Annotated in this window: 17 protein-coding genes; 9 read left to right on the forward strand and 8 right to left on the reverse strand. The window is 57.1% G+C overall.

The features are described 5' to 3' along the window. Window positions 1–121 precede the first annotated feature (121 nt). The 4 genes from rimJ (at window position 122) to murJ (ending at window position 3,916) form a co-directional block, all read left to right on the forward strand. A complete protein-coding gene (rimJ, locus tag WA302_RS13395; protein WP_025303142.1) occupies window positions 122–706 on the forward strand; it encodes a ribosomal protein S5-alanine N-acetyltransferase in 585 nt (194 codons plus the stop codon). Between the two features lie 9 nt (window positions 707–715). Further along, window positions 716–1,363: a YceH family protein gene (locus tag WA302_RS13400; protein WP_043143596.1), complete on the forward strand. Its 648-nt coding sequence runs from the start codon at window positions 716–718 to the stop codon at window positions 1,361–1,363. Further along, a complete protein-coding gene (locus tag WA302_RS13405; protein WP_043143598.1) occupies window positions 1,356–2,276 on the forward strand; it encodes a Gfo/Idh/MocA family protein in 921 nt (306 codons plus the stop codon). Before WA302_RS13400 ends, WA302_RS13405 begins: the two co-directional genes overlap by 8 nt. A gap of 104 nt (window positions 2,277–2,380) precedes the next feature. Beyond that, on the forward strand, window positions 2,381–3,916 hold the full coding sequence (gene murJ, locus WA302_RS13410; protein WP_043143599.1) for a murein biosynthesis integral membrane protein MurJ: 1,536 nt from the start codon (window positions 2,381–2,383) through the stop codon (window positions 3,914–3,916). Window positions 3,917–3,977: 61 nt separating this feature from the next. Here the strand turns inward: murJ and argS are convergent, their stop codons facing one another. After that, the gene (gene argS / locus WA302_RS13415; RefSeq protein ID WP_025303138.1) at window positions 3,978–5,708 is read right to left on the reverse strand and encodes an arginine--tRNA ligase; all 1,731 of its coding nucleotides are present in this window, start codon (window positions 5,706–5,708) and stop codon (window positions 3,978–3,980) included. 828 nt (window positions 5,709–6,536) lie between these two features. On the opposite strand from argS, the gene WA302_RS13420 reads away from it, so the two are divergent. Next, window positions 6,537–7,103, forward strand: coding sequence for a VOC family protein (locus WA302_RS13420; RefSeq protein WP_025303137.1), 567 nt, complete (start codon window positions 6,537–6,539; stop codon window positions 7,101–7,103). Here WA302_RS13420 and WA302_RS13425 read toward each other — a convergent pair. Further along, a complete protein-coding gene (locus tag WA302_RS13425) occupies window positions 7,100–8,248 on the reverse strand; it encodes a MalY/PatB family protein (protein ID WP_060447817.1) in 1,149 nt (382 codons plus the stop codon). The genes WA302_RS13420 and WA302_RS13425 overlap by 4 nt on opposite strands. Before the next feature lie 101 nt (window positions 8,249–8,349). Between WA302_RS13425 and cutC the strand changes: the two genes are divergently transcribed. Next, window positions 8,350–9,108: a copper homeostasis protein CutC gene (gene cutC / locus WA302_RS13430; RefSeq protein WP_043143046.1), complete on the forward strand. Its 759-nt coding sequence runs from the start codon at window positions 8,350–8,352 to the stop codon at window positions 9,106–9,108. A 131-nt stretch (window positions 9,109–9,239) separates the two neighbouring features. Here cutC and WA302_RS13435 read toward each other — a convergent pair whose 3' ends face one another. Then, entirely contained in the window at window positions 9,240–11,060 is a 1,821-nt protein-coding gene (locus WA302_RS13435; RefSeq protein ID WP_060447816.1) for a hypothetical protein, read from the reverse strand. Window positions 11,061–11,498: 438 nt separating this feature from the next. Between WA302_RS13435 and WA302_RS13440 the strand changes: the two genes are divergently transcribed. After that, the gene (locus WA302_RS13440) at window positions 11,499–11,903 is read left to right on the forward strand and encodes a hypothetical protein (protein WP_025303133.1); all 405 of its coding nucleotides are present in this window, start codon (window positions 11,499–11,501) and stop codon (window positions 11,901–11,903) included. After that, window positions 11,900–13,990, forward strand: coding sequence for an FKBP-type peptidyl-prolyl cis-trans isomerase N-terminal domain-containing protein (locus tag WA302_RS13445; RefSeq protein ID WP_261456427.1), 2,091 nt, complete (start codon window positions 11,900–11,902; stop codon window positions 13,988–13,990). Before WA302_RS13440 ends, WA302_RS13445 begins: the two co-directional genes overlap by 4 nt. A 36-nt stretch (window positions 13,991–14,026) precedes the next feature. Here WA302_RS13445 and cmoB read toward each other — a convergent pair whose 3' ends face one another. From cmoB to WA302_RS13470, 5 genes are all read right to left on the reverse strand, one after another. Next, window positions 14,027–14,998 (reverse strand): tRNA 5-methoxyuridine(34)/uridine 5-oxyacetic acid(34) synthase CmoB, encoded by a 972-nt coding sequence (gene cmoB / locus WA302_RS13450; protein WP_025303131.1) that lies wholly within the window; start codon window positions 14,996–14,998, stop codon window positions 14,027–14,029. Continuing rightward, the gene (cmoA, locus tag WA302_RS13455; RefSeq protein ID WP_089180997.1) at window positions 14,995–15,738 is read right to left on the reverse strand and encodes a carboxy-S-adenosyl-L-methionine synthase CmoA; all 744 of its coding nucleotides are present in this window, start codon (window positions 15,736–15,738) and stop codon (window positions 14,995–14,997) included. Before cmoA ends, cmoB begins: the two co-directional genes overlap by 4 nt. A gap of 102 nt (window positions 15,739–15,840) precedes the next feature. After that, entirely contained in the window at window positions 15,841–16,236 is a 396-nt protein-coding gene (locus WA302_RS13460; RefSeq protein ID WP_336064177.1) for an MAPEG family protein, read from the reverse strand. Between the two features lie 102 nt (window positions 16,237–16,338). Then, window positions 16,339–17,154 carry a DUF72 domain-containing protein gene (locus tag WA302_RS13465; RefSeq protein WP_089180536.1) on the reverse strand — a complete coding sequence of 272 codons (816 nt, stop codon included), beginning with the start codon at window positions 17,152–17,154 and terminating at the stop codon, window positions 16,339–16,341. Window positions 17,155–17,207: 53 nt separating this feature from the next. Continuing rightward, a complete protein-coding gene (locus tag WA302_RS13470) occupies window positions 17,208–17,786 on the reverse strand; it encodes a hydrolase (protein WP_043143030.1) in 579 nt (192 codons plus the stop codon). 254 nt (window positions 17,787–18,040) lie between these two features. On the opposite strand from WA302_RS13470, the gene WA302_RS13475 reads away from it, so the two are divergent. Beyond that, window positions 18,041–18,232, forward strand: coding sequence for an FmdB family zinc ribbon protein (locus WA302_RS13475; protein ID WP_033632845.1), 192 nt, complete (start codon window positions 18,041–18,043; stop codon window positions 18,230–18,232). Window positions 18,233–18,282 lie beyond the last annotated feature (50 nt).

An 18,282-nucleotide genomic window follows, 5' to 3' on the forward strand; every position in this document is an offset into this window, starting at 1 on the left:
GTGCGGTTCTGAGGCGCTATTGGCTAAATAAAGTCATGGCATTAGATCGGCGCCGGATAATTCACCATGCGGCTTCCCAATAAATACTTCTTATCGAACCGTTTTGACTGCGGGGGAAATGATGTTCGGCTACCGCTCTGCATCGCCAAAAGTACGTCTTACTACCGACCGGATGGTGGTCCGTTTAGTGCATGAACGGGACGCCTATCGTCTGGCGGACTATTATGCCGAGAACCGGACCTTTCTCAAACCCTGGGAGCCGGTGCGCGATGAAAGCCACTGTTATCCGTCCGGCTGGCAGGCGCGCCTGGGGATGATCGCTGAAATGCAAAAGCAGGGCAGCGCCTACTATTTTATCCTGCTCGATCCGGAAGAGCAGGAAGTCCGCGGTGTGGCGAACTTCAGTAACGTGTTGCGCGGTTCGTTTCACGCCTGTTTCCTCGGCTATTCGCTGGGGGAGAAATGGCAGGGGCAAGGGCTGATGTTCGAAGCCTTGCAGTCCGCCATCCGCTATATGCTGCGCCAACAGCGCATGCACCGCATCATGGCCAACTATATGCCGCACAACCAGCGCAGCGGCGCATTGCTGACGCGTCTGGGATTTGAACGCGAAGGTTACGCCAAGGATTACCTGCTGATCGATGGCCAGTGGCAAGACCACGTTTTGACGGCATACACCAATAAAGAGTGGCTCCCCCCACGTTGAGGCCAAACGATGAAATATGAATTGAACGCCAAAGAGGCCCGGGTCATCGGCTGCCTGTTGGAAAAACAGGTGACGACGCCGGACCAATACCCGCTTTCGCTTAACGCCATTACCCTGGCCTGTAACCAAAAGACCAACCGCGAGCCGGTGATGGATCTGAGCGAGAGTGAGGTGCAGCAACTCCTCGATCTGTTGCTGCGCAAACATTTCCTGCGCACCCTCAGCGGATTCGGCAATCGGGTAGTGAAATACGAGCAGCGGTTTTGCAATTCCGAGTTTGGCCAGCTGAAACTTTCACCCGCCGAACTGGCGGTGATCGCCGCTTTGTTGCTGCGCGGTGCGCAAACACCGGGCGAGCTACGCACCCGCACCAATCGGATGCACGAGTTCAGCGATGTCAGCGAGGTCGAGCAGGTGCTGCAACAGCTGGCCACGCGGGAAGATGGCCCGTTCGTGGTGCGCCTGGCTCGTGAGCCGGGCAAGCGCGAAAGCCGGTTCATGCATCTGTTCAGCGGCCAGATTGATGAAGCGCCGCCGGCGGCGTTCGAATCCGAGGAAGACAGCGAACTAAGCGCCAGGGTCAGCGCATTGGAAAACGAAGTGGCGGAGCTGAAACGGCAGCTGCAACACCTGTTGGCGAGGGATGCGAATGACTAAATTACGAGTAGGCGTGGTGGGATTGGGCAGTATCGCGCAGAAGGCTTACCTGCCAATCCTCGGCCAAGCGGCGGATTGGACGCTGGTGGGCGGTTTTTCGCCCAATCAGCAAAAAGCGCAGCCGCTGTGCGACAGCTACCGCATGGCCTGTTTCTCCCGGCTGGACAGCCTGGCCGAACAGTGCGACGCCGTATTTGTCCACAGCAGCACCGCCAGCCATTTTTCGGTCATTGGCGAGCTGCTAAACCGCGGCGTGCACGTTTACGTCGATAAGCCGCTGGCGGAAACGCTGGAGCAGGGCGAGCAACTGCTCGAGTTGGCCGAGCGGCGAGGCAAAACGCTGATGGTGGGGTTCAACCGCCGTTTCGCGCCACTTTACCGGCAGCTCAAGCTGGAAATGAACCAGCCGGCCTCTATCCGTATGGATAAACATCGGGCGGACAGCGTCGGTCCGCACGATCTGCGTTTTACCCTATTGGATGATTACCTGCACGTGGTAGACACTGCGCTGTGGCTGGCGGGCGGACGCGAGCAACTGTTGAGCGGCAGCTTACGGGCCAGCGCCGCAGGCGAAATGCTGTACGCCGAGCACCACTTCGCCTGCGGCGACACGCAGGTGACGACCAGTATGCATCGCCGCGGTGGCAGCCAGCGCGAAAGCGTGCAGGCGGTGACCGACGGCGCGCTGTATCAGTTGACCGATATGCGCCACTGGCTGCGTGAAGATGTACAGGGTGAGTTGGAACAGCCGGTGCCGGGTTGGCAAAGCACGCTGGTGCAACGCGGCTTCGACGGGGCGGTACGGCATTTCCTTGATGCCGTCGCCAATCAGAGCGCGCCGGAAACCGGCGGCGAACAGGCGCTGGTCGCCCAGCGGGTGGTCGAGCGTTTATTACGCGATAACTCTATGTAACATATGGCGGTAGCTATTCTTTTCCGGATGCGTAAACTGAGCCGATTGTTTCACTGACGCCTGCTGTTGCAGGCGTTGATATTTGGTACCTATCAGACAACCACATGAACCTACTCAAATCCTTGGCTGCCGTCAGCTCGATGACGATGTTTTCGCGGGTGTTGGGCTTTGCCCGCGATGCGATCGTCGCGCGCGTGTTCGGGGCCGGCATGGCAACGGACGCCTTCTTCGTGGCGTTCAAACTCCCTAATCTGCTGCGCCGTATCTTTGCCGAAGGCGCGTTTTCGCAGGCCTTTGTGCCGATCCTGGCCGAATACAAGAGCCAGCAGGGTGAAGAAGCGACGCGCACCTTTATCGCCTATGTCTCCGGGCTGTTGACGCTGGTGCTGGCGGTGGTGACAGTGTTGGGGATGCTGGCCGCGCCCTGGGTGATCTACATTACTGCGCCGGGCTTTACCGACACGCCCGACAAATTTGCGTTGACCTCGGCGCTGCTGCGCATCACGTTCCCCTACATTTTGTTGATCTCACTGGCGTCGCTGGTGGGGGCTATTCTCAATACCTGGAACCGCTTCTCGATCCCGGCCTTTGCCCCCACGTTGCTTAACGTCAGCATGATCGGCTTCGCGCTGTTCGCCGCCCCGTATTTCCACCCGCCGGTGCTGGCGCTGGCCTGGGCGGTGGTGGTGGGCGGCGTGCTGCAGCTGGGTTATCAGCTGCCGCACCTGCGCAAGATCGGCATGCTGGTATTGCCGCGCCTCAAACTGGGTGATGCCGGGGTCTGGCGCGTGATGCGCCAGATGGGGCCGGCGATCCTCGGGGTGTCGGTCAGCCAAATCTCGCTGATCATCAACACCATTTTCGCTTCGTTCCTGGTGTCCGGCTCGGTGTCCTGGATGTACTACGCTGACCGCCTGATGGAGTTTCCGTCCGGCGTGTTGGGCGTGGCGTTGGGCACCATCCTGCTGCCGTCGCTGGCCAAAAGCTTCTCAAGCGGCAACCACGACGAGTATTCGCGCCTGATGGATTGGGGGCTGCGCCTGTGCTTCCTGCTGGCGTTGCCGAGCGCCATCGCGCTGGGTATTTTGGCCAAGCCGTTGACCGTCTCGTTATTCCAGTACGGCAAGTTCAGCGCCTTTGACGCGGCGATGACGCAACGCGCGTTGGTGGCTTACTCGGTAGGGCTGATGGGGCTGATCGTGGTTAAAGTGTTGGCGCCAGGCTTCTATTCGCGGCAGGACATTAAAACGCCGGTCAAGATCGCCATCATCACGCTCATCATGACACAGGTGATGAACCTGGCGTTTATTGGTCCGCTTAAGCATGCCGGTCTGGCGCTGTCGATCGGTTTGGCGGCCTGCCTGAACGCCACGTTGTTGTATTGGCAGCTGCGCAAGCAGAAGATCTTCCAGCCACAGCCGGGTTGGGCACTGTTCCTCACCAAGCTGGTGATCGCCGTGCTGGTGATGTCGGCGGTGCTGATTGGTGTGATGTGGCTGATGCCGGCCTGGGATCAGGGCAATATGCTGGAGCGTTTGCTGCGCTTGGCGGCGGTGGTCGTGGCCGGCGTGGTGGCCTACTTCGGCGTGCTGGCCGGGTTGGGTTTCCGCCCGCGTGATTTTGCGCGCCGCGTCGCCTGAGTCGAATGCAAGAATAAAAAAGGTCGCCTTGGCGACCTTTTTGCTTTCCGCGCAGTGCGGTTTACATACGTTCGACGGTTTCGATGCCGAGCGTATCCAGACCCGTTTTCAGCGTTTTAGAGGTCAGCAGCGCCAGCTTCAGGCGGCTCTGACGCGCTTCTTCGCTGTCGGCGTTGAGGATCTGGCAGTGCTCGTAGAAACCGGAGAACAAGCCCGCCAGATCGTACAGATAGCTGCACATGACGTGCGGCGTGCCTTCACGTGCAACGGTAGTGAGCACCTCTTCGAACTGCAGCAGGCGAGTGGCCAGTGCAATTTCACGCTCTTCGGTCAGTGTCAGCGGCAGCGTCAGGCTGCTTTCGTCGATCCCGGCGCGTTTGAATACCGATGCCACGCGGGTATAGGCGTATTGCATATAAGGCGCGGTATTGCCTTCGAAGGCCAGCATGTTATCCCAGTCGAAAACATAGTCGGTGGTGCGACTTTTCGACAGATCGGCGTATTTCACCGCGCCGATGCCGACCACGCGGGCCACGGTCTTCATTTCCTCTTCCGGCATGTCCGGGTTTTTGCCGGCGATCAGCTGTTCGGCGCGTTCGATGGCCTCATCCAGCAGATCGGAGAGCTTCACGGTGCCGCCTGAGCGGGTTTTGAACGGCTTGCCGTCTTTGCCCAGCATCATGCCGAACATGTGGTGTTCCAGCGAGACGGACTCAGGCACGTAACCGGCTTTGCGCACGATGGTCCAGGCCTGCATCAGGTGCTGATGCTGGCGGGAGTCGATGTAATACAGCACGCGGTTGGCGCCCAGGGTCTCGTAGCGATATTTGGCGCAGGCGATATCGGTGGTGGTGTAGAGGTAGCCGCCATCCTTTTTCTGGATGATGACGCCCATCGGGTCGCCGTCCTTGTTCTTGTATTCGTCGAGGAACACCACGGTGGCGCCTTCGCTTTCCACCGCCAGCCCTTTGGCTTTCAGATCGGCGACGATGCCCGGCAGCATCGCGTTATACAGGCTTTCGCCCATCACGTCGTCTTCGGTCAGCGTGACGTTCAGGCGGTTATAGGTCAGCTGGTTTTGCGCCATGGTGATGTCGACCAGCTTGCGCCACATTTTCAGGCAGTACTGATCGCCGCCCTGTAGCTTCACGACGTAAGCGCGCGCGCGCTCGGCGAACTCGGCGTCTTCGTCGTAATGTTTCTTGGCTTCGCGGTAAAACTGCTCGAGATCGGACAGGCCCATATCGCTGGCGTTTTCATTCTGCATTTTTTCCAGGTAGGCAATCAGCATGCCGAACTGGGTGCCCCAGTCGCCGACGTGGTTGGCGCGGATCACTTTGTGGCCCAGAAACTCCTGGGTACGTGCCGCGGCGTCGCCGATGATGGTGGAGCGCAGATGGCCGACGTGCATCTCTTTCGCCACGTTCGGCGCAGAGTAGTCGATAACGATGGTTTGCGGTTCAACCGGGGCAATGCCCAGCTTCGGTGCATTCAGCACCTGGTCGGCCTGGCGGGCGACCCAGTCGCTGTTCAGGAAAATGTTGATAAAGCCGGGACCGGCGATTTCCACTTTACTGGCGACATCGCCGAGATCCAGCAGTTGCACCACTTTTTCCGCCAGCTGACGGGGCGGCATGCCCAGCTTTTTGGCGACTGACATCACGCCGTTGGCCTGGTAATCACCAAACTGCGCCTTGGCGGAAGGGCGGACCTGCGCTTCGCAATCGGCTGGCGCACCAGCGGCGATCAGCGCCTGGCTGACTTTATCTGAAAGAAGAACCTGAATATTCACCGGGTTACCTTAATGACGAACGAGGAGCTGAAGCCAGCCCCTGCGGGATTCAACGGTGGCGGGCGCGACGGGCGACCTCCACAAAACAGCCTGCCATTGTAACCGATCTGACGGAGCCCGTCAGCAGTTGGCGCGGCCGCTGCGATGAAACAGTTGCCGGGTGCGGCGCGTAGAATGCCTGAAGGTGAAAAGCAGAATGACCTGACCAGAATGTACGGAGGGGAGAGTTATGAGGCTAACGCTTTTTATTGTGACGCCTGGCATCCAGCGTGTTGGTGCGGCGTGATTTAAAATGACGGTAGATGGCGTATACGGCGATAATTATCAACACCAAGGAAATCGTCAGCAATAACATAATGATCATCTCGAATTTAAATTTTCTCCAAAGTAGCTGAGTTGTACTGGTGAATCAATTGTCCGAGGTTAAATTAAGATAATCCTTAGTTTTTTATTAATTATTGAATTTTATTGTCTTTGTTTACAATGGGTTGATTGTTGTTTTTTTGTGAATTTGATAAGTGGCTAAAGTGTGATTAAATGAAGCGATTCAATCGGTTTAACCCGCGAATCACGAATGGTTTTGTGAAAATAACTTAAATCATAACGTCATGATGAAGGGTTATAATGGCTTGCGAAAATTCTTAATTTTTATTTTTCTGTTGACTTAATAAGCTGCCTTCTTAATAAAAAGTTGGTTTTTTGCTCTCTCTGCACGCAACCGAAAATCATTCTGAATGACTGCTGAAAACCCTCTCAACGCTGGCGAGCGCTGTCGCCACCGTGTAAATTACGGCGTTTAACTTTGTGCTCCGTTGTTTTGAGGTTCCTATGACCACTCCCTTGCAGGCCATTGCCGAGCTTGACGATCTGAAGCTCGACCTGCCGCGTTTCGAGCAGGCGTTGCAACAATTTGCCGCCAGATTGCGGCTTGATCTGTCTGCCTTTATCGCCGATCACATCTCCCTGCGTTGTCACCAGAACGCTACCGCCGAACGCTGGCGCCAGGGATTGATGCAGTGTGGGACACTGCTGTCCGAATCGATGATCAACGGGCGGCCTATCTGTTTGTTTGATTTACAGCAGCCGCTGGCCGTGGGGCCGTGGCGCATAGATTGCGTCGAGCTGCCGTACCCCGGGGAGAAACGCTATCCGCATGAAGGGTGGGAACATGTCGAATTGGTGCTCAGCGGCGATCCGCAGACGCTGCATGCACGGGCGTTGAGTCACCTTGCTGATGAAGCGTTGTTGGCGCCGGGGATCAAGCTGAAGCAAAGTTCGCCAAAAGGCGAAGGCGAACGGCTGCCGAACCCGACGCTGGCCATCACCGATGGAACGGTTACGATCAAGTTTCATCCTTATTCCATTAGAGACATCGTCGCCAGCGAACAAGGCTAGCCAGCCAGTGCCGCACAGGCTTGCGCCATGCGATCGAGCGCTTCATTGAGCAGGGCCCGCCGGCAACCGAAGTTCAGCCGTACAAAGCGCCGATCGCCGAAATCCAAACCGGCGCTTAACCCAACGCCTGCGCGCTCGAAGAACTGATGCGAGTTATCCACCGGCAAAGCGCTGCAGTCGATCCAGGCCAAATAGGTGGCTTCGATCGGTAACAACGTCAATCCCGGCATAGCGTTGATGCGCTCTGTCAACCGATCGCGATTGGCGCGCAGATAAATTAACTGCTCATCCAGCCAGGGTTGCCCGTATTGATAGGCCGCCTGGGCGGCGACCAGCGCCAGCAGATTAACCTCCGGGACAATGCCGCTGCGTGCGCGTTTCAGCTTTTGTCTCAACGCTTCGTTGGGGACGATCGCCATCGAGGCGCCGAGCCCGGCGAGATTGAATGTCTTTGACGGTGACATCAGCGTCACGCTGCGTTGGGCCGCATCTTCATTCAGGGTGGCGAAAGGGATGTGTCGCACGCCGGGTTCAAGTAGCAGCTCGCAGTGGATTTCATCGGAGCAGACGATTAAATCGTGCTCGCGAGCGAACTGATGGTGCTGCAACAGTTCGTCCCGGCGATAAACGGTGCCTCCGGGATTTTGCGGGTTGCACAGCAGCAGGAGCTTCTCGTTGCCGCTGAGCTGCCCATGCAGCGCGGAAAAATCCAACACCCAACGTTGGTTTGCCGCCGTTAGCGGCACCGTGAGGTGTTTACGCCCGGCGAATTTGGCCGCTTTGCGAAACGGCGGATAAATGGGAGAGGGAGCCAGCGTGCTCTGATGTTCTTCGGTGCAGGCGCGCACGCACAGGTTCAGGCCGCACACCAACCCAGGCAAGAAAATGATCCATTCAGGCTTGATGTGCCAACCGTAGCGCTCTACCATGCGGCGGATAAAAACCTCAAGAAGATCAGGGGATGGGTGGGTGTAGCCGAATACGCCGTGCGCTACGCGCCGCTGCAAGGCTTCTATCACCGCCGGCGGCGAGGCGAAATCGCTGTCGGCGACCCAAAGCGGGAGGATGTCGCGGCCGCGATATTTATCCCACTTAACGCTGTCACTGTGACTACGGTCTACCCATTGATCAAAATTGAATGCCATAGTTACAACCCTGAACCGGTTTATGCCTATGCATGAGCCTACGTGAGAAATGAAGAAATGAACAATTGCCGCCGTATGTTGGCCGTTATCTGGGGGTGACAATGATAAAACTGGAAGTTTGTTGCTTTAGCGTCGACTGTGCGCTGACGGCCGAACGGGCGGGCGCCGATCGCATCGAGTTGTGCGCCAGCCAGAGCGAAGGGGGATTGACGCCGAGCTATGGCACGCTGCGTCTGGCGCGCGAGCGGGTTGCGATCCCGGTGCATCCGATCGTTCGCCCTCGCGGTGGTGATTTTTGCTACGGCGCGGTGGATTTCGAGGTGATCAAGCAAGATATCCGCCACATCCGCGAGATGGGATTCCCCGGCGTAGTGGTAGGCATGTTGGACGAAGAAGGGCACATCGATCTGCCGCGCATGCGCGAAGTGATGAGGCTGTGCGAGGGGATGGCGGTGACGTTCCACCGCGCGTTCGACATGTGCCAGAATCCGATGGTGGCGCTGGAGCAACTGACTGAGCTGGGCGTGGCGCGCATTCTGACCTCCGGCCAACAGCAGAGCGCCGAACTTGGCCTGCCGTTGCTGCGTGATTTGCGTCAGGCCAGCCAGGGCCCGGTGATCATGGCGGGTGCCGGTGTGCGCCTCAGCAATCTGCACAAGTTCGTCGATATCGGCCTGCATGAACTGCACAGCTCTTCCGGCCATCTAGCGCCGTCGACCATGCGTTATCGCAAGGCGGGTGTCACCATGTGCTCCGATAACGAGTTTGACGAATTTAGCCATTATTGCGTGGATGGCGAAATGGTGGAGGCGATGAAAAACGCGCTGGCCTTGGTTGATCCCCTGGCGCAAAGCGCATAAACACGCAGCTAACCGTGTTTGATAACCGGTTTCCGGGCCGTAAGACCCCTTTGCGTGTCACCGAGCCCTCGGCGATCACGCAAGTACCAGGCCCCGGCGTTTTGCCGGGGCTTTTTTTATTTTGCGGATGATTAGTGCTGTGCATCGGGCGAGAAGTTGAAGACTTCGCCCGGAGTAATGCCGCAGTTTAAAACGCGCACCGCATTATTGCCACTTCCGGGATTGACCAGGATATCGTGGATAGTGCGATTGTTGTTCATGACAAAACGCGCGTAGTAGAGGTTGCCGATGCGTATCCAGGGAATAGCTTCATTGCTCTCGACAGTGTCGGTATAATTATCGTTGTACGAGCGGGCCCAAATGCCAGTCGAAGCTTGCGCGGTAGATTGATCGCCGATAGAGGATGCGATGGCCCAGAATGTTCTCAATCCCATGCTCCGATGAATACGTTGACCCAAACCTTTATAAGCCGGGTTGTCTCCATTGGCGGTCAGGATATTGCTATCCGCCGTCAGATTCCCGTCAATAAACCAGCCAACAGGCTGTTTGTCAGCACCGATGGCGATCATGTTGCTGTTCGTCAAACAATTTAGCGGAGCCGCATGTAGCTGATAGCTGCGTTGCGCAATGCTCAGTGTGCCTCTAAGAATGTTGTAACCCGCTTCATTGTTCAGACTGCCGTTCGTCCACATTGGCATGACGGTGTTGCTGAATGAAAGTTGATACCCGCCGTTCGCTTCGAAGCGAATGGCCTGAGGGGAGAGTGAACCCTTCGGTCCATTAGCGGTAGCGAAGTTAACATTGCTGATTTGCACTGGGGTGATATTTGATTGGCCAGTAGACTTTCTTAATACCAGGAACCCTCCAACGGTATCACCATAGTCATTAATATAAGAACCGTTGGCGATTTGAATATTGGCGGAGGAATCCGAGTCGATATCAATTCCGGTACCATTTCTGTCTGCCATGAAATTGCTCAGGCTAAGGCCGCCTAAATAGGAGGTTCCTTGTGTTGTAGTTTTGATAAAGATCTTTTTGCCATAAGAGAACACATTCACCATAAACGTATTGTCGTGGCGATCGAGATTGAAAGCACAAGAACCGGCTACGGCGATAGAGGCAGTCACCGCGTTTTCTGTCGGGCGCACGACGTTGGCATTGACGTGAACATTGGTAAATCTGTTGATGTCCCTGCTTTCATAAACCCTGTAGTCGCAGCGTACTGCCCAACCGTAGATATTCTCAAAGCTGTTGGCTTCTCCACGAGCTTCAACAAAATCATAGGCGCCTACATAACGGCAGTTGGCGACTGACAGAGCGCCGGTTGCGGTAATGGTGGCTCCGTATGGAACAAACGCCTCCGGCTGGGTGGCAGTATATTTCTGATCTGGATAGAGGAACGACCAACCATCAAAGACAACGTTCTTATCGCAGGCGAAACAAACCGTACCTGCCGGCTTTTTGATGATGAAAGCACTATCGTCAGCAAGGCCTGCCCGATTAGGGCCATTGTTTGTAAGACTTGCAGGGCCTTGAGCAATACCGCGGCGGGATCCTCTGACTGTGACGCCATTTGCGACGTTGATAGGTTGAGTGCTGGTCAGCAGATATTGAGCATTTTCCGAAGCATAGACCACTTTGTTTTTTAAACTCGCGGCATAGTTTAATGTCGCGCTGATTGCTGCGTCAGAGGCGGAAGTGCCACTAGGATCGGCACCGAAGTGATCGAAAGTCAGTTTCTGATCCAGTCGTTTCCAACGCGCTCCTCCCGTTGTAACCACCACGGTACCGTTATTGTCCGCACTGGTTGTATCCGTTTTCGCATAATAGAATTCGCCGCCTCCGGTGAAGTGTCCAGCGGTATGAGAAACTAAAAAGACAATCTGGTCATCTGTAACTGGCGTCAGATTACGCAATTCACTGATGTTATTAACACTAATCATATTGTTCATGAAATTTCTCCTGTTGGTTGGCAACACTATTCTCAATCAGGCTGGACGTTTCAAAAAGTCGATGAGGTTTGCTGGGTGCTGATACAGCGTGAAGTTCAGGCCGCGAAAAGTGGAGCATGGATTGGCCTGGTACCTTGTAAAGACGCAGCACCGTTTCAACGCTGTTATTCGGTCGGCGGCCCCATCTCTTCTTGCGCTCGCTATGCCCTGCTGATAAATTTGTGAGTTAAAATCCTTTAAATATCATGATATTAAATGATTTTTTTGGTATTTATTTGCGTGGTGAATGATTTGCGCTCTGCCGCTCATTATCGCGTCTGCATTTTATACCTGCTCACCGCCGGTTTTATGGCCGGAACATCACAGCATCAATTGAGGAGAGCCGTCGGCGCAGCCACAGAACACGCCGACGGCGGACTTTACAAGGAGATAACGATAATGACCCGAACGGCACACTGTTTAACCGCTGCGCTTTTGCTGACGTTGGCCCTGACCGGCTGCCAGACCGCCAAGCGGCCTGTTTCTACATTAAGTAAGCCGCCCAGCGCGGAAGAAGTTGCCGAGCAAGACAAACGGCAGCGTGAAGCTGAGCGCATGCAGCAGTGCCAGCGCGAGCTGGATGCCATGCGCGGTATGGATAACGAAAAATACCAAAAATTCAAACGCGAGTTCGATACTTTGATGGGCGGCGCGGCGCAGTATGCCGGGGTACGCCAGCGGGTCAACACGGGCACGCAGGAAACCGTTGACGCCCTGTATCGTTATCGCACCAGCCGTCTGTGCGCAGACATCAGTTCTGCCATGATGACCGGCCTGGCTGAGCGCGGAGAACGCGCCCAATGACTCTCCGTGCGAGAAAGGCGCTACTGAGCCTGATGATAGCGTTGGCGTTTGCGCCGGCGGTGGTCGCTGCGGATGACGACGTGCCGGCGTTATTGCAGTTTGCCGAGCGCTATCAGCGGCAAGATGCACCGGCAGCGGATACCGCAGTCACTCAATCCCAGGCCCCACAAAAGTCAGCATCCCGGCCGGTTCAAACGCGTGAGACGGCGGCGCATAAGAAGCAGCTGGCGCAGTGGCAAAAGGCGCTGCGCGAGAAAGAGGCCCGATTGGAGCAACAGCAGGCGGTAATTCAATCACTGCAGCAGGAGCTGACCGCGTTGCGCGTCGCGTCCACCCTGACGGCTGCCGACAAATCGTCACCGGCACCCGATCTGAGCGCGTTGAGCAACTTCGCCAGCGGCGTGCGGCAGGCGCTGAACCTGACGCCGCAGGAGCGTAAGGCTCAGGCGCAGATCGCCGAAACGCAAGCGGCGTTAGCGCGGCAAAAGCAACAAACCGCGGAGCGCGATCGGCGTATTGCCTTGCTGGAACAACGGCTGGCGGTGCTGCCTGGCCAGGCGGATAACGCCTGGCAGGAGAAATTGGCCGCGGTGCAGACCGCCCACGATAAAGCGCGCCAACGTTATGAGCAGGATAAAAAAGCGGCCGCCGCTGAGCTGGAACAGCAGAAGGCCGAGGCTGCCAGGCTGACGGGGGAACTGCAGCAGCAGCTGGCGAAACTGCAAAAAGAGCAGGTGGATCAACGGCAGCAGGGGGGGCAGCAAGAGCAAAGCCTGAAGACGGCGCTGGCGCAGCAAAAGGCCGAAACCGCCAAGGCTGCGGGTGAACTTCAGCAGCAGCTGGCGCAGGTGCAAAAAGAGAGGGATATCGTACGCCAACAGGCCGAGCGGCAAGAAAAAAGCCTGAAGGCGGCGCTGGCGCAGCAAAAGGCGGAAGCCGCTAAGGCTGCGGGTGAACTTCAACAGCAGCTGGCGCAGGTGCAAAAAGAGAGGGATATCGTACGCCAACAGGCCGAGCAGCAAGAAAAAAGCCTGAAGACGGCGCTGGCGCAGCAAAAGGTCGAAGCCGCCAAGGCTGCGGCTGAACTTCAGCAGCAGCTGACTCAGCTGCAGAAAGAGCGTGATGGTCAACGCCAACAGGCTGAGCAACAAGAGCAAAACCTGAAGATGGCGCTGGCACAGCAAAAGGCCGAGGCCGCCAAAGCGACGGGTGAACTTCAGCAGCAGTTGGCAACGCTGCAGGGAAAAAACAAAACGCAAACCGAGCAGGCTAAGGCGCTGGAACAGCGTCTGGCGGCGCTGACGACGGAAAACGCGCAGACAGTGCAGCTACGGAATAAAGCGGCGCAACAGGCGGATAAAACGGCGACGGAGCTGGCGGCCGCGCAACAGGCACAGCAAGCCTTGCGCGAGGAACTGGATGGGCTGAGATCGCGGGCTAAATGGCTGCCGGAGAGTCAGACGCTCAAGAAAAAGCCGGAGCAACAGAGCTACGCCGCCGGTGTCGCTTTGGGGCGCGATATTCAAACGATGCTGGCGGAACGTAAAAATTGGGGTATCACGCCCGACAAAACCGTGCTGCTGGCGGGCGTGATCGATACCTTCAGCGGCCATTACCAGTTGAGCGATGCGCAGTTGACCAGCGCACTGGCGGAGTCGGAAAAAGCGGTAAATGACGCCAGAAACCAGGCGGCGAAGACGCAGACCAGCAAGGGTGAGGCGTTCGTCGCCGAGTTTAAAAAGAAGAAGGGTACGCAGAAGTCGCCTGCCGGTTTCTGGTATCGCATCGATTATGCGGGTGATGAGGCCATTAAGGAAAACGCGCGGGTGGACATCGTGGTGAAAGAAAGTTTAACCGACGGTCGCGTGATTCAGGATATGGATCGCAGTGGGAAGGTGATGTCCCAGCCGCTCTCCGCCTATCCGCCGTTGTTCCGCGAGGCGATCGGCCACCTGAAAAATCACGGCTCGCTGACGATGGTGGTGCCGCCGGCGTTGGCGTACGGTGAAACCGGCTATGCGCCGCAGATCCCGCCGAACGCGACGATGGTCTATGAGCTGCGAATTGTCGATGTCAGTAACGGGTGAATTCGGGCCGGCGCAGGCCGGCCCGATTAGCGAGTACTAGGGTTTTTTGGCGGTCAGTACGGCGCGCAGGGGCGCCGGATAGCCTTCGACCGTTTTGCTGCGATCGTTCGGATCGAGGAATTCTGCCAGCGACTCGCTGGTCATCCAGTCGGTGCGGCGCTGCTCCTCGAGGCTAGTGACGCACATATCGGCGATCTTCACGTCGACGAAGCCACACTTCTCTAGCCAGCACTTCAGCGCTTCGGCGGAAGGGATGAAATACACGTTGCGCATCTGCGCATAACGATCGCCCGGCACCAGCACCTGGTGGCGATCGCCTTCCACCACCAGCGTTTCCAGCACCAGTTCACCTTCAGCCACCAGCTGATTTTTCAGCTGATACAGATGATCAAGCGGCGAGCGGCGGTGATACAGCACCCCCATCGAGAACACGGTGTCGAACGCCGCCAAATCTGGCAACTGCTCGATGCCGAGCGGCAGCAGGTGGGCGCGCTGATCGCCGCCCAACAGCTTGCGCACCGCTTCGAACTGGCATAGGAACAGCTGCATGGGATCGATGCCTACGGCGAAGTGGGCACCGGCGCCGATCATGCGCCACAGGTGATAACCACTGCCGCAGCCAACGTCGAGAATGGTGCGGCCGGCCAGCGGAGAAATGTGCGGCAGCACGCGATCCCACTTCCAGTCGGAATGCCATTCGGTATCGATATCGATGCCATACAGCGAGAACGGCCCTTTACGCCACGGCATCAGGGTGCGCAGCATTTTCTCGATGCCTTCGAGCTGGCCCGGCGACAGGCCGGGCTCCATTTCGGCGCGCACGCCGTGCAGCAGATCGAGGCGGGTTGGGGTCAGCGTCGGCAAATGTTCTACCGAGTTGAACCATTGTTTGAATTTGCCGTGCAGCGATTCGCGTTGCCAGGCGCTGAGCTGCGCGGGCAGGGTATCCAACCAATGGCTGAGGGGACTCTTGGCAATATGCTGATAGAAATCACCGAACTCGATCATTGCGCCTCTCCCGCTTTCAGGGCGATCAGCGAACCGAAGTTGAAGCACTGGAACCACACTTCGGCATGCTCGAACCCGGCCTGTTGCAGTCGCGCTTTGTGTGCTTCTACCGAGTCGGTGAGCATCACATTTTCCAGCATGCTGCGTTTTTGGCTGATCTCCAGCTCGCTGTACCCGTTAGCGCGTTTGAAATCGTGATGCATGTTGAACAGCAGTTCGCCGACTTCGGCGTCTTCAAAGCTGAATTTCTCCGACAGCACCAGTGCGCCGCCTGGGCGCAGGCCGCGATAGATTTTCTCCAGCAGACGCAGGCGATCGGCCGGCTCGAGGAACTGCAGCGTAAAGTTCAGCACCACCATCGAGGCGTTTTCGATGTCGATGTCGCGAATGTCGGCTTCGATGACGTCGACCGGCGTGTCGGCGCGGAAGGCGTCGATATGGCGGCGGCAACGTTCCACCATCGCCGGCGAATTGTCGACGGCGATGATAGTGCAGCCAGGCACCTTGATATTCCGCCGCATCGACAGCGTCGCCGCGCCCAGCGAGCAGCCCAAGTCATACACCCGGCTGTCGGGTTGCACAAAGCGTTCGGCTAGCATGCCGATCATCGAGATGATGTTGGAGTAGCCGGGAACGGAGCGTTGGATCATGTCGGGAAACACTTCGGCGACGCGTTCGTCGAAGGTCCAGTCGCCCAGTTTGGCGATGGGGGCGGAGAAAAGGGTATCGCGGTTTGGCATAGCGGCAAATCAGTTCAGAATTCGAAGCTGCGTAGTCTAACAGAAAAGCGTAAAAAAGCGGAGCGGAAGCAGGCGGCGCGGCCGCCTGATGATAAAACGGGATCAATGCAGGCTGAAAATTAGATCCCAGGGCAGATAGAAGATATTTGCCAGAACCATCAACAACAAAGAGATATAGGTCGCGGCCATGCCTGAACGACGCCAGCGAACCTCGCGGTTGCGCAAACCGTAGTAATGCACCAGTCGCCCGGCCATCAGCATCAGGCCGCAAAGGTGAATCATCCAGATTTCCGCGCCGTTCATCTCCATGATCACCAGCAATACGGCAGCGATAGGGATGTATTCAACGGCGTTGCCATGCACGCGGATGGCGGTCTGCAATTCGTAAAAACCGCCGTCGCCGTAGGCTACGCGGTACTGCATCCTTAATCTGATTACGTCATAAGAGAGTTTGATCAACAACAATGCGCCGAGCACTACATAAAGCGCGCTTACCATTTTTAACTCCGTTCCCTAACCAAAACTGGCAGCCAGCATCATAGCCGTCATTGTATTCACTGTCGCGGGGAAATATTTGATGTTATTGGTCAGATTAATAGGTCAAAACAGTGCATCTTGCTCTGGCCAGTCCGGCGGCGCAGGCAAATCGGGGATCGCCCGGCGCAGCTGCTGCCAAATTTTTTGCGCTTGCTGGGGTGAATCGCCGTTGTCCGGCGTATGAATAAACAGATACGGTTGATGTTGTTGCTGCCACAGCGGCAGTTTTTGCTGCCAGGCTTCGAACCAGCGCAGGTTGTCGGCCAATTGGTCGCCGCCGATAAAGCGCACCAGCGGTTGGTCGGCGGTGACCAGAGCGTGCACCGGCAGCTTCGGTTTTTTCTGCTGGGCATCGCGCACGGCGGCGGTATGGGGGGCGGCGTGATGCACCGGGCGGCTGTCGAGGATCACCCGATTGATGCCGCGCTGATGCAGCCCCTGATTCAACGCGCGCTCTTCCTCGCCTTTGGCGAAAAATGCCGGATGACGCACTTCGACGCCGTAGGTGAATTCCTGCGGCAGGCTTTCGAAGAACTGCCACATGCGCGGCAGCTCGTCGGGGCCGAAGGCGGCGGGCAACTGCAGCCACAATTGCCCGATGCGTTGATGCACCGGGCTCAGGCAGTGGTAAAACGCCTGCAGCTCGGCGGCGCAGTTGCGTAGGGCGGCCTTGTGGCTGATGTCCGACGGGAATTTGAAGCAGAAGCGAAAATCGTCGCCGGTCATGTCGCGCCAGCGCTGCACGATGTCCAGCTTCGGCAGCGCGTAGAAGGTGGTGTTGCCTTCCACGCAGTTGAAGTAGCGGCTGTAATCCGCCAAGTCACGCAGCCCGATACGATTCCAGGCTGAATGTTGCCACTGGGGCAGTCCGATGTAGATCACGGCGTCGTCTTCCTTTACTTATCCTTGGCTTATCAGGCTACAACTTAACGTTACCGGTCGAGCGCGGCAAGAATTTCGCCGGTGTCGCGCACTCGCGCCAAACGCGGGAAGATGTGTTCGAACGCGAAACGGTGCATTTCCGCGTTCTGCGCGCTGCAGACGTCTTCGGCGATCACCAGCTCATAGCCGTGTTCCCAGGCGGCGCGGGCGGTGGATTCCACGCCGATATTGGTGGAAATACCGCCCAGCACCACAGACTTGATGCCGCGACGGCGCAGCTGCAAGTCCAGATCGGTGCCGTAGAAGGCGCCCCATTGGCGCTTGGTGATCAGAATATCGCTGTCGCAGACCGCCAGCGGCGCGGGGAACTCCCACCAGCTGGCCGGCAAACCGCCGGCGGGCGCGGGAGCCGGTTTATCCACCGGTTGTTTCAGCGCTTCGGCGAAGGAGTCTGACCAACCGACGCGCACCAACAGCACCGGCGCGCCTAGCAGACGAAAACGCGCGGCCAGCAGGGCGGCGTTCGCCACCACCTGCTCGGCGCCGTGCGGGCCGCCGGCGTAGGGCAGAATGCCATTTTGCAAATCGATCAGCACCAGAGCGGTGGTTTGGGCGTCAAGTTTCAGCATGGATTTCATCTCGTTGCGAAGTGGATAAAAACTGTTCGGCGCGTCGGGCGAGCTGCGTTCGGCGCAAAACCGGGGGAGAATCAGGCTACGTGAAAAAACTGTCGCAGGTTAATGGGAAATTTGTTAACCGATGTGTTGATTCGAGCAAAAACGCGCCATTTAGTGCAGTAACAATGCTGTGTTCGCACTTATCGGGCGGATGAATTTCCTTTATAATGACTCCCTTTTTTCAACACTCTTTAATCCAACGACCTATGCCGATTTATGAATATGCATGTGGTGCTTGCAACCATCGGTTAGAGAAATTGCAAAAATTTTCCGATGCGCCGCTGGCAGACTGCCCGGCGTGTGGGCAGCCCGCGTTGACCAAGTTGATTTCATCCTCCGGCTTCCAGCTTAAGGGCACCGGGTGGTATGCGACGGATTTTAAACCGGGTAACAAGTAGAATTTATCAGATAACAGCCGCGCGACAGGGGCGCAGTAGCCCGGCGCGGC

This window comes from Serratia sp. 201 (genome assembly GCF_037027545.1).
In the GTDB taxonomy this organism is placed as follows: Bacteria; Pseudomonadota; Gammaproteobacteria; order Enterobacterales; family Enterobacteriaceae; genus Serratia; species Serratia bockelmannii.

Excerpts from the sequence above, each read along its gene's own strand:
- rimJ (WP_025303142.1), top strand. The coding sequence starts at position 122 with ATGTTCGGCTACCGCTCTGCATCGCCAAAAGTACGTCTTACTACCGAC.
- WA302_RS13400 (WP_043143596.1), top strand. The coding sequence starts at position 716 with ATGAAATATGAATTGAACGCCAAAGAGGCCCGGGTCATCGGCTGCCTG.
- WA302_RS13405 (WP_043143598.1), top strand. The coding sequence starts at position 1,356 with ATGACTAAATTACGAGTAGGCGTGGTGGGATTGGGCAGTATCGCGCAG.
- murJ (WP_043143599.1), top strand. The coding sequence starts at position 2,381 with ATGAACCTACTCAAATCCTTGGCTGCCGTCAGCTCGATGACGATGTTT.
- WA302_RS13420 (WP_025303137.1), top strand. The coding sequence starts at position 6,537 with ATGACCACTCCCTTGCAGGCCATTGCCGAGCTTGACGATCTGAAGCTC.
- WA302_RS13425 (WP_060447817.1), bottom strand. The coding sequence starts at position 8,248 with ATGGCATTCAATTTTGATCAATGGGTAGACCGTAGTCACAGTGACAGC.
- cutC (WP_043143046.1), top strand. The coding sequence starts at position 8,350 with ATGATAAAACTGGAAGTTTGTTGCTTTAGCGTCGACTGTGCGCTGACG.
- WA302_RS13435 (WP_060447816.1), bottom strand. The coding sequence starts at position 11,060 with ATGAACAATATGATTAGTGTTAATAACATCAGTGAATTGCGTAATCTG.
- WA302_RS13440 (WP_025303133.1), top strand. The coding sequence starts at position 11,499 with ATGACCCGAACGGCACACTGTTTAACCGCTGCGCTTTTGCTGACGTTG.
- WA302_RS13445 (WP_261456427.1), top strand. The coding sequence starts at position 11,900 with ATGACTCTCCGTGCGAGAAAGGCGCTACTGAGCCTGATGATAGCGTTG.
- cmoB (WP_025303131.1), bottom strand. The coding sequence starts at position 14,998 with ATGATCGAGTTCGGTGATTTCTATCAGCATATTGCCAAGAGTCCCCTC.
- cmoA (WP_089180997.1), bottom strand. The coding sequence starts at position 15,738 with ATGCCAAACCGCGATACCCTTTTCTCCGCCCCCATCGCCAAACTGGGC.
- WA302_RS13460 (WP_336064177.1), bottom strand. The coding sequence starts at position 16,236 with ATGGTAAGCGCGCTTTATGTAGTGCTCGGCGCATTGTTGTTGATCAAA.
- WA302_RS13470 (WP_043143030.1), bottom strand. The coding sequence starts at position 17,786 with ATGCTGAAACTTGACGCCCAAACCACCGCTCTGGTGCTGATCGATTTG.
- WA302_RS13475 (WP_033632845.1), top strand. The coding sequence starts at position 18,041 with ATGCCGATTTATGAATATGCATGTGGTGCTTGCAACCATCGGTTAGAG.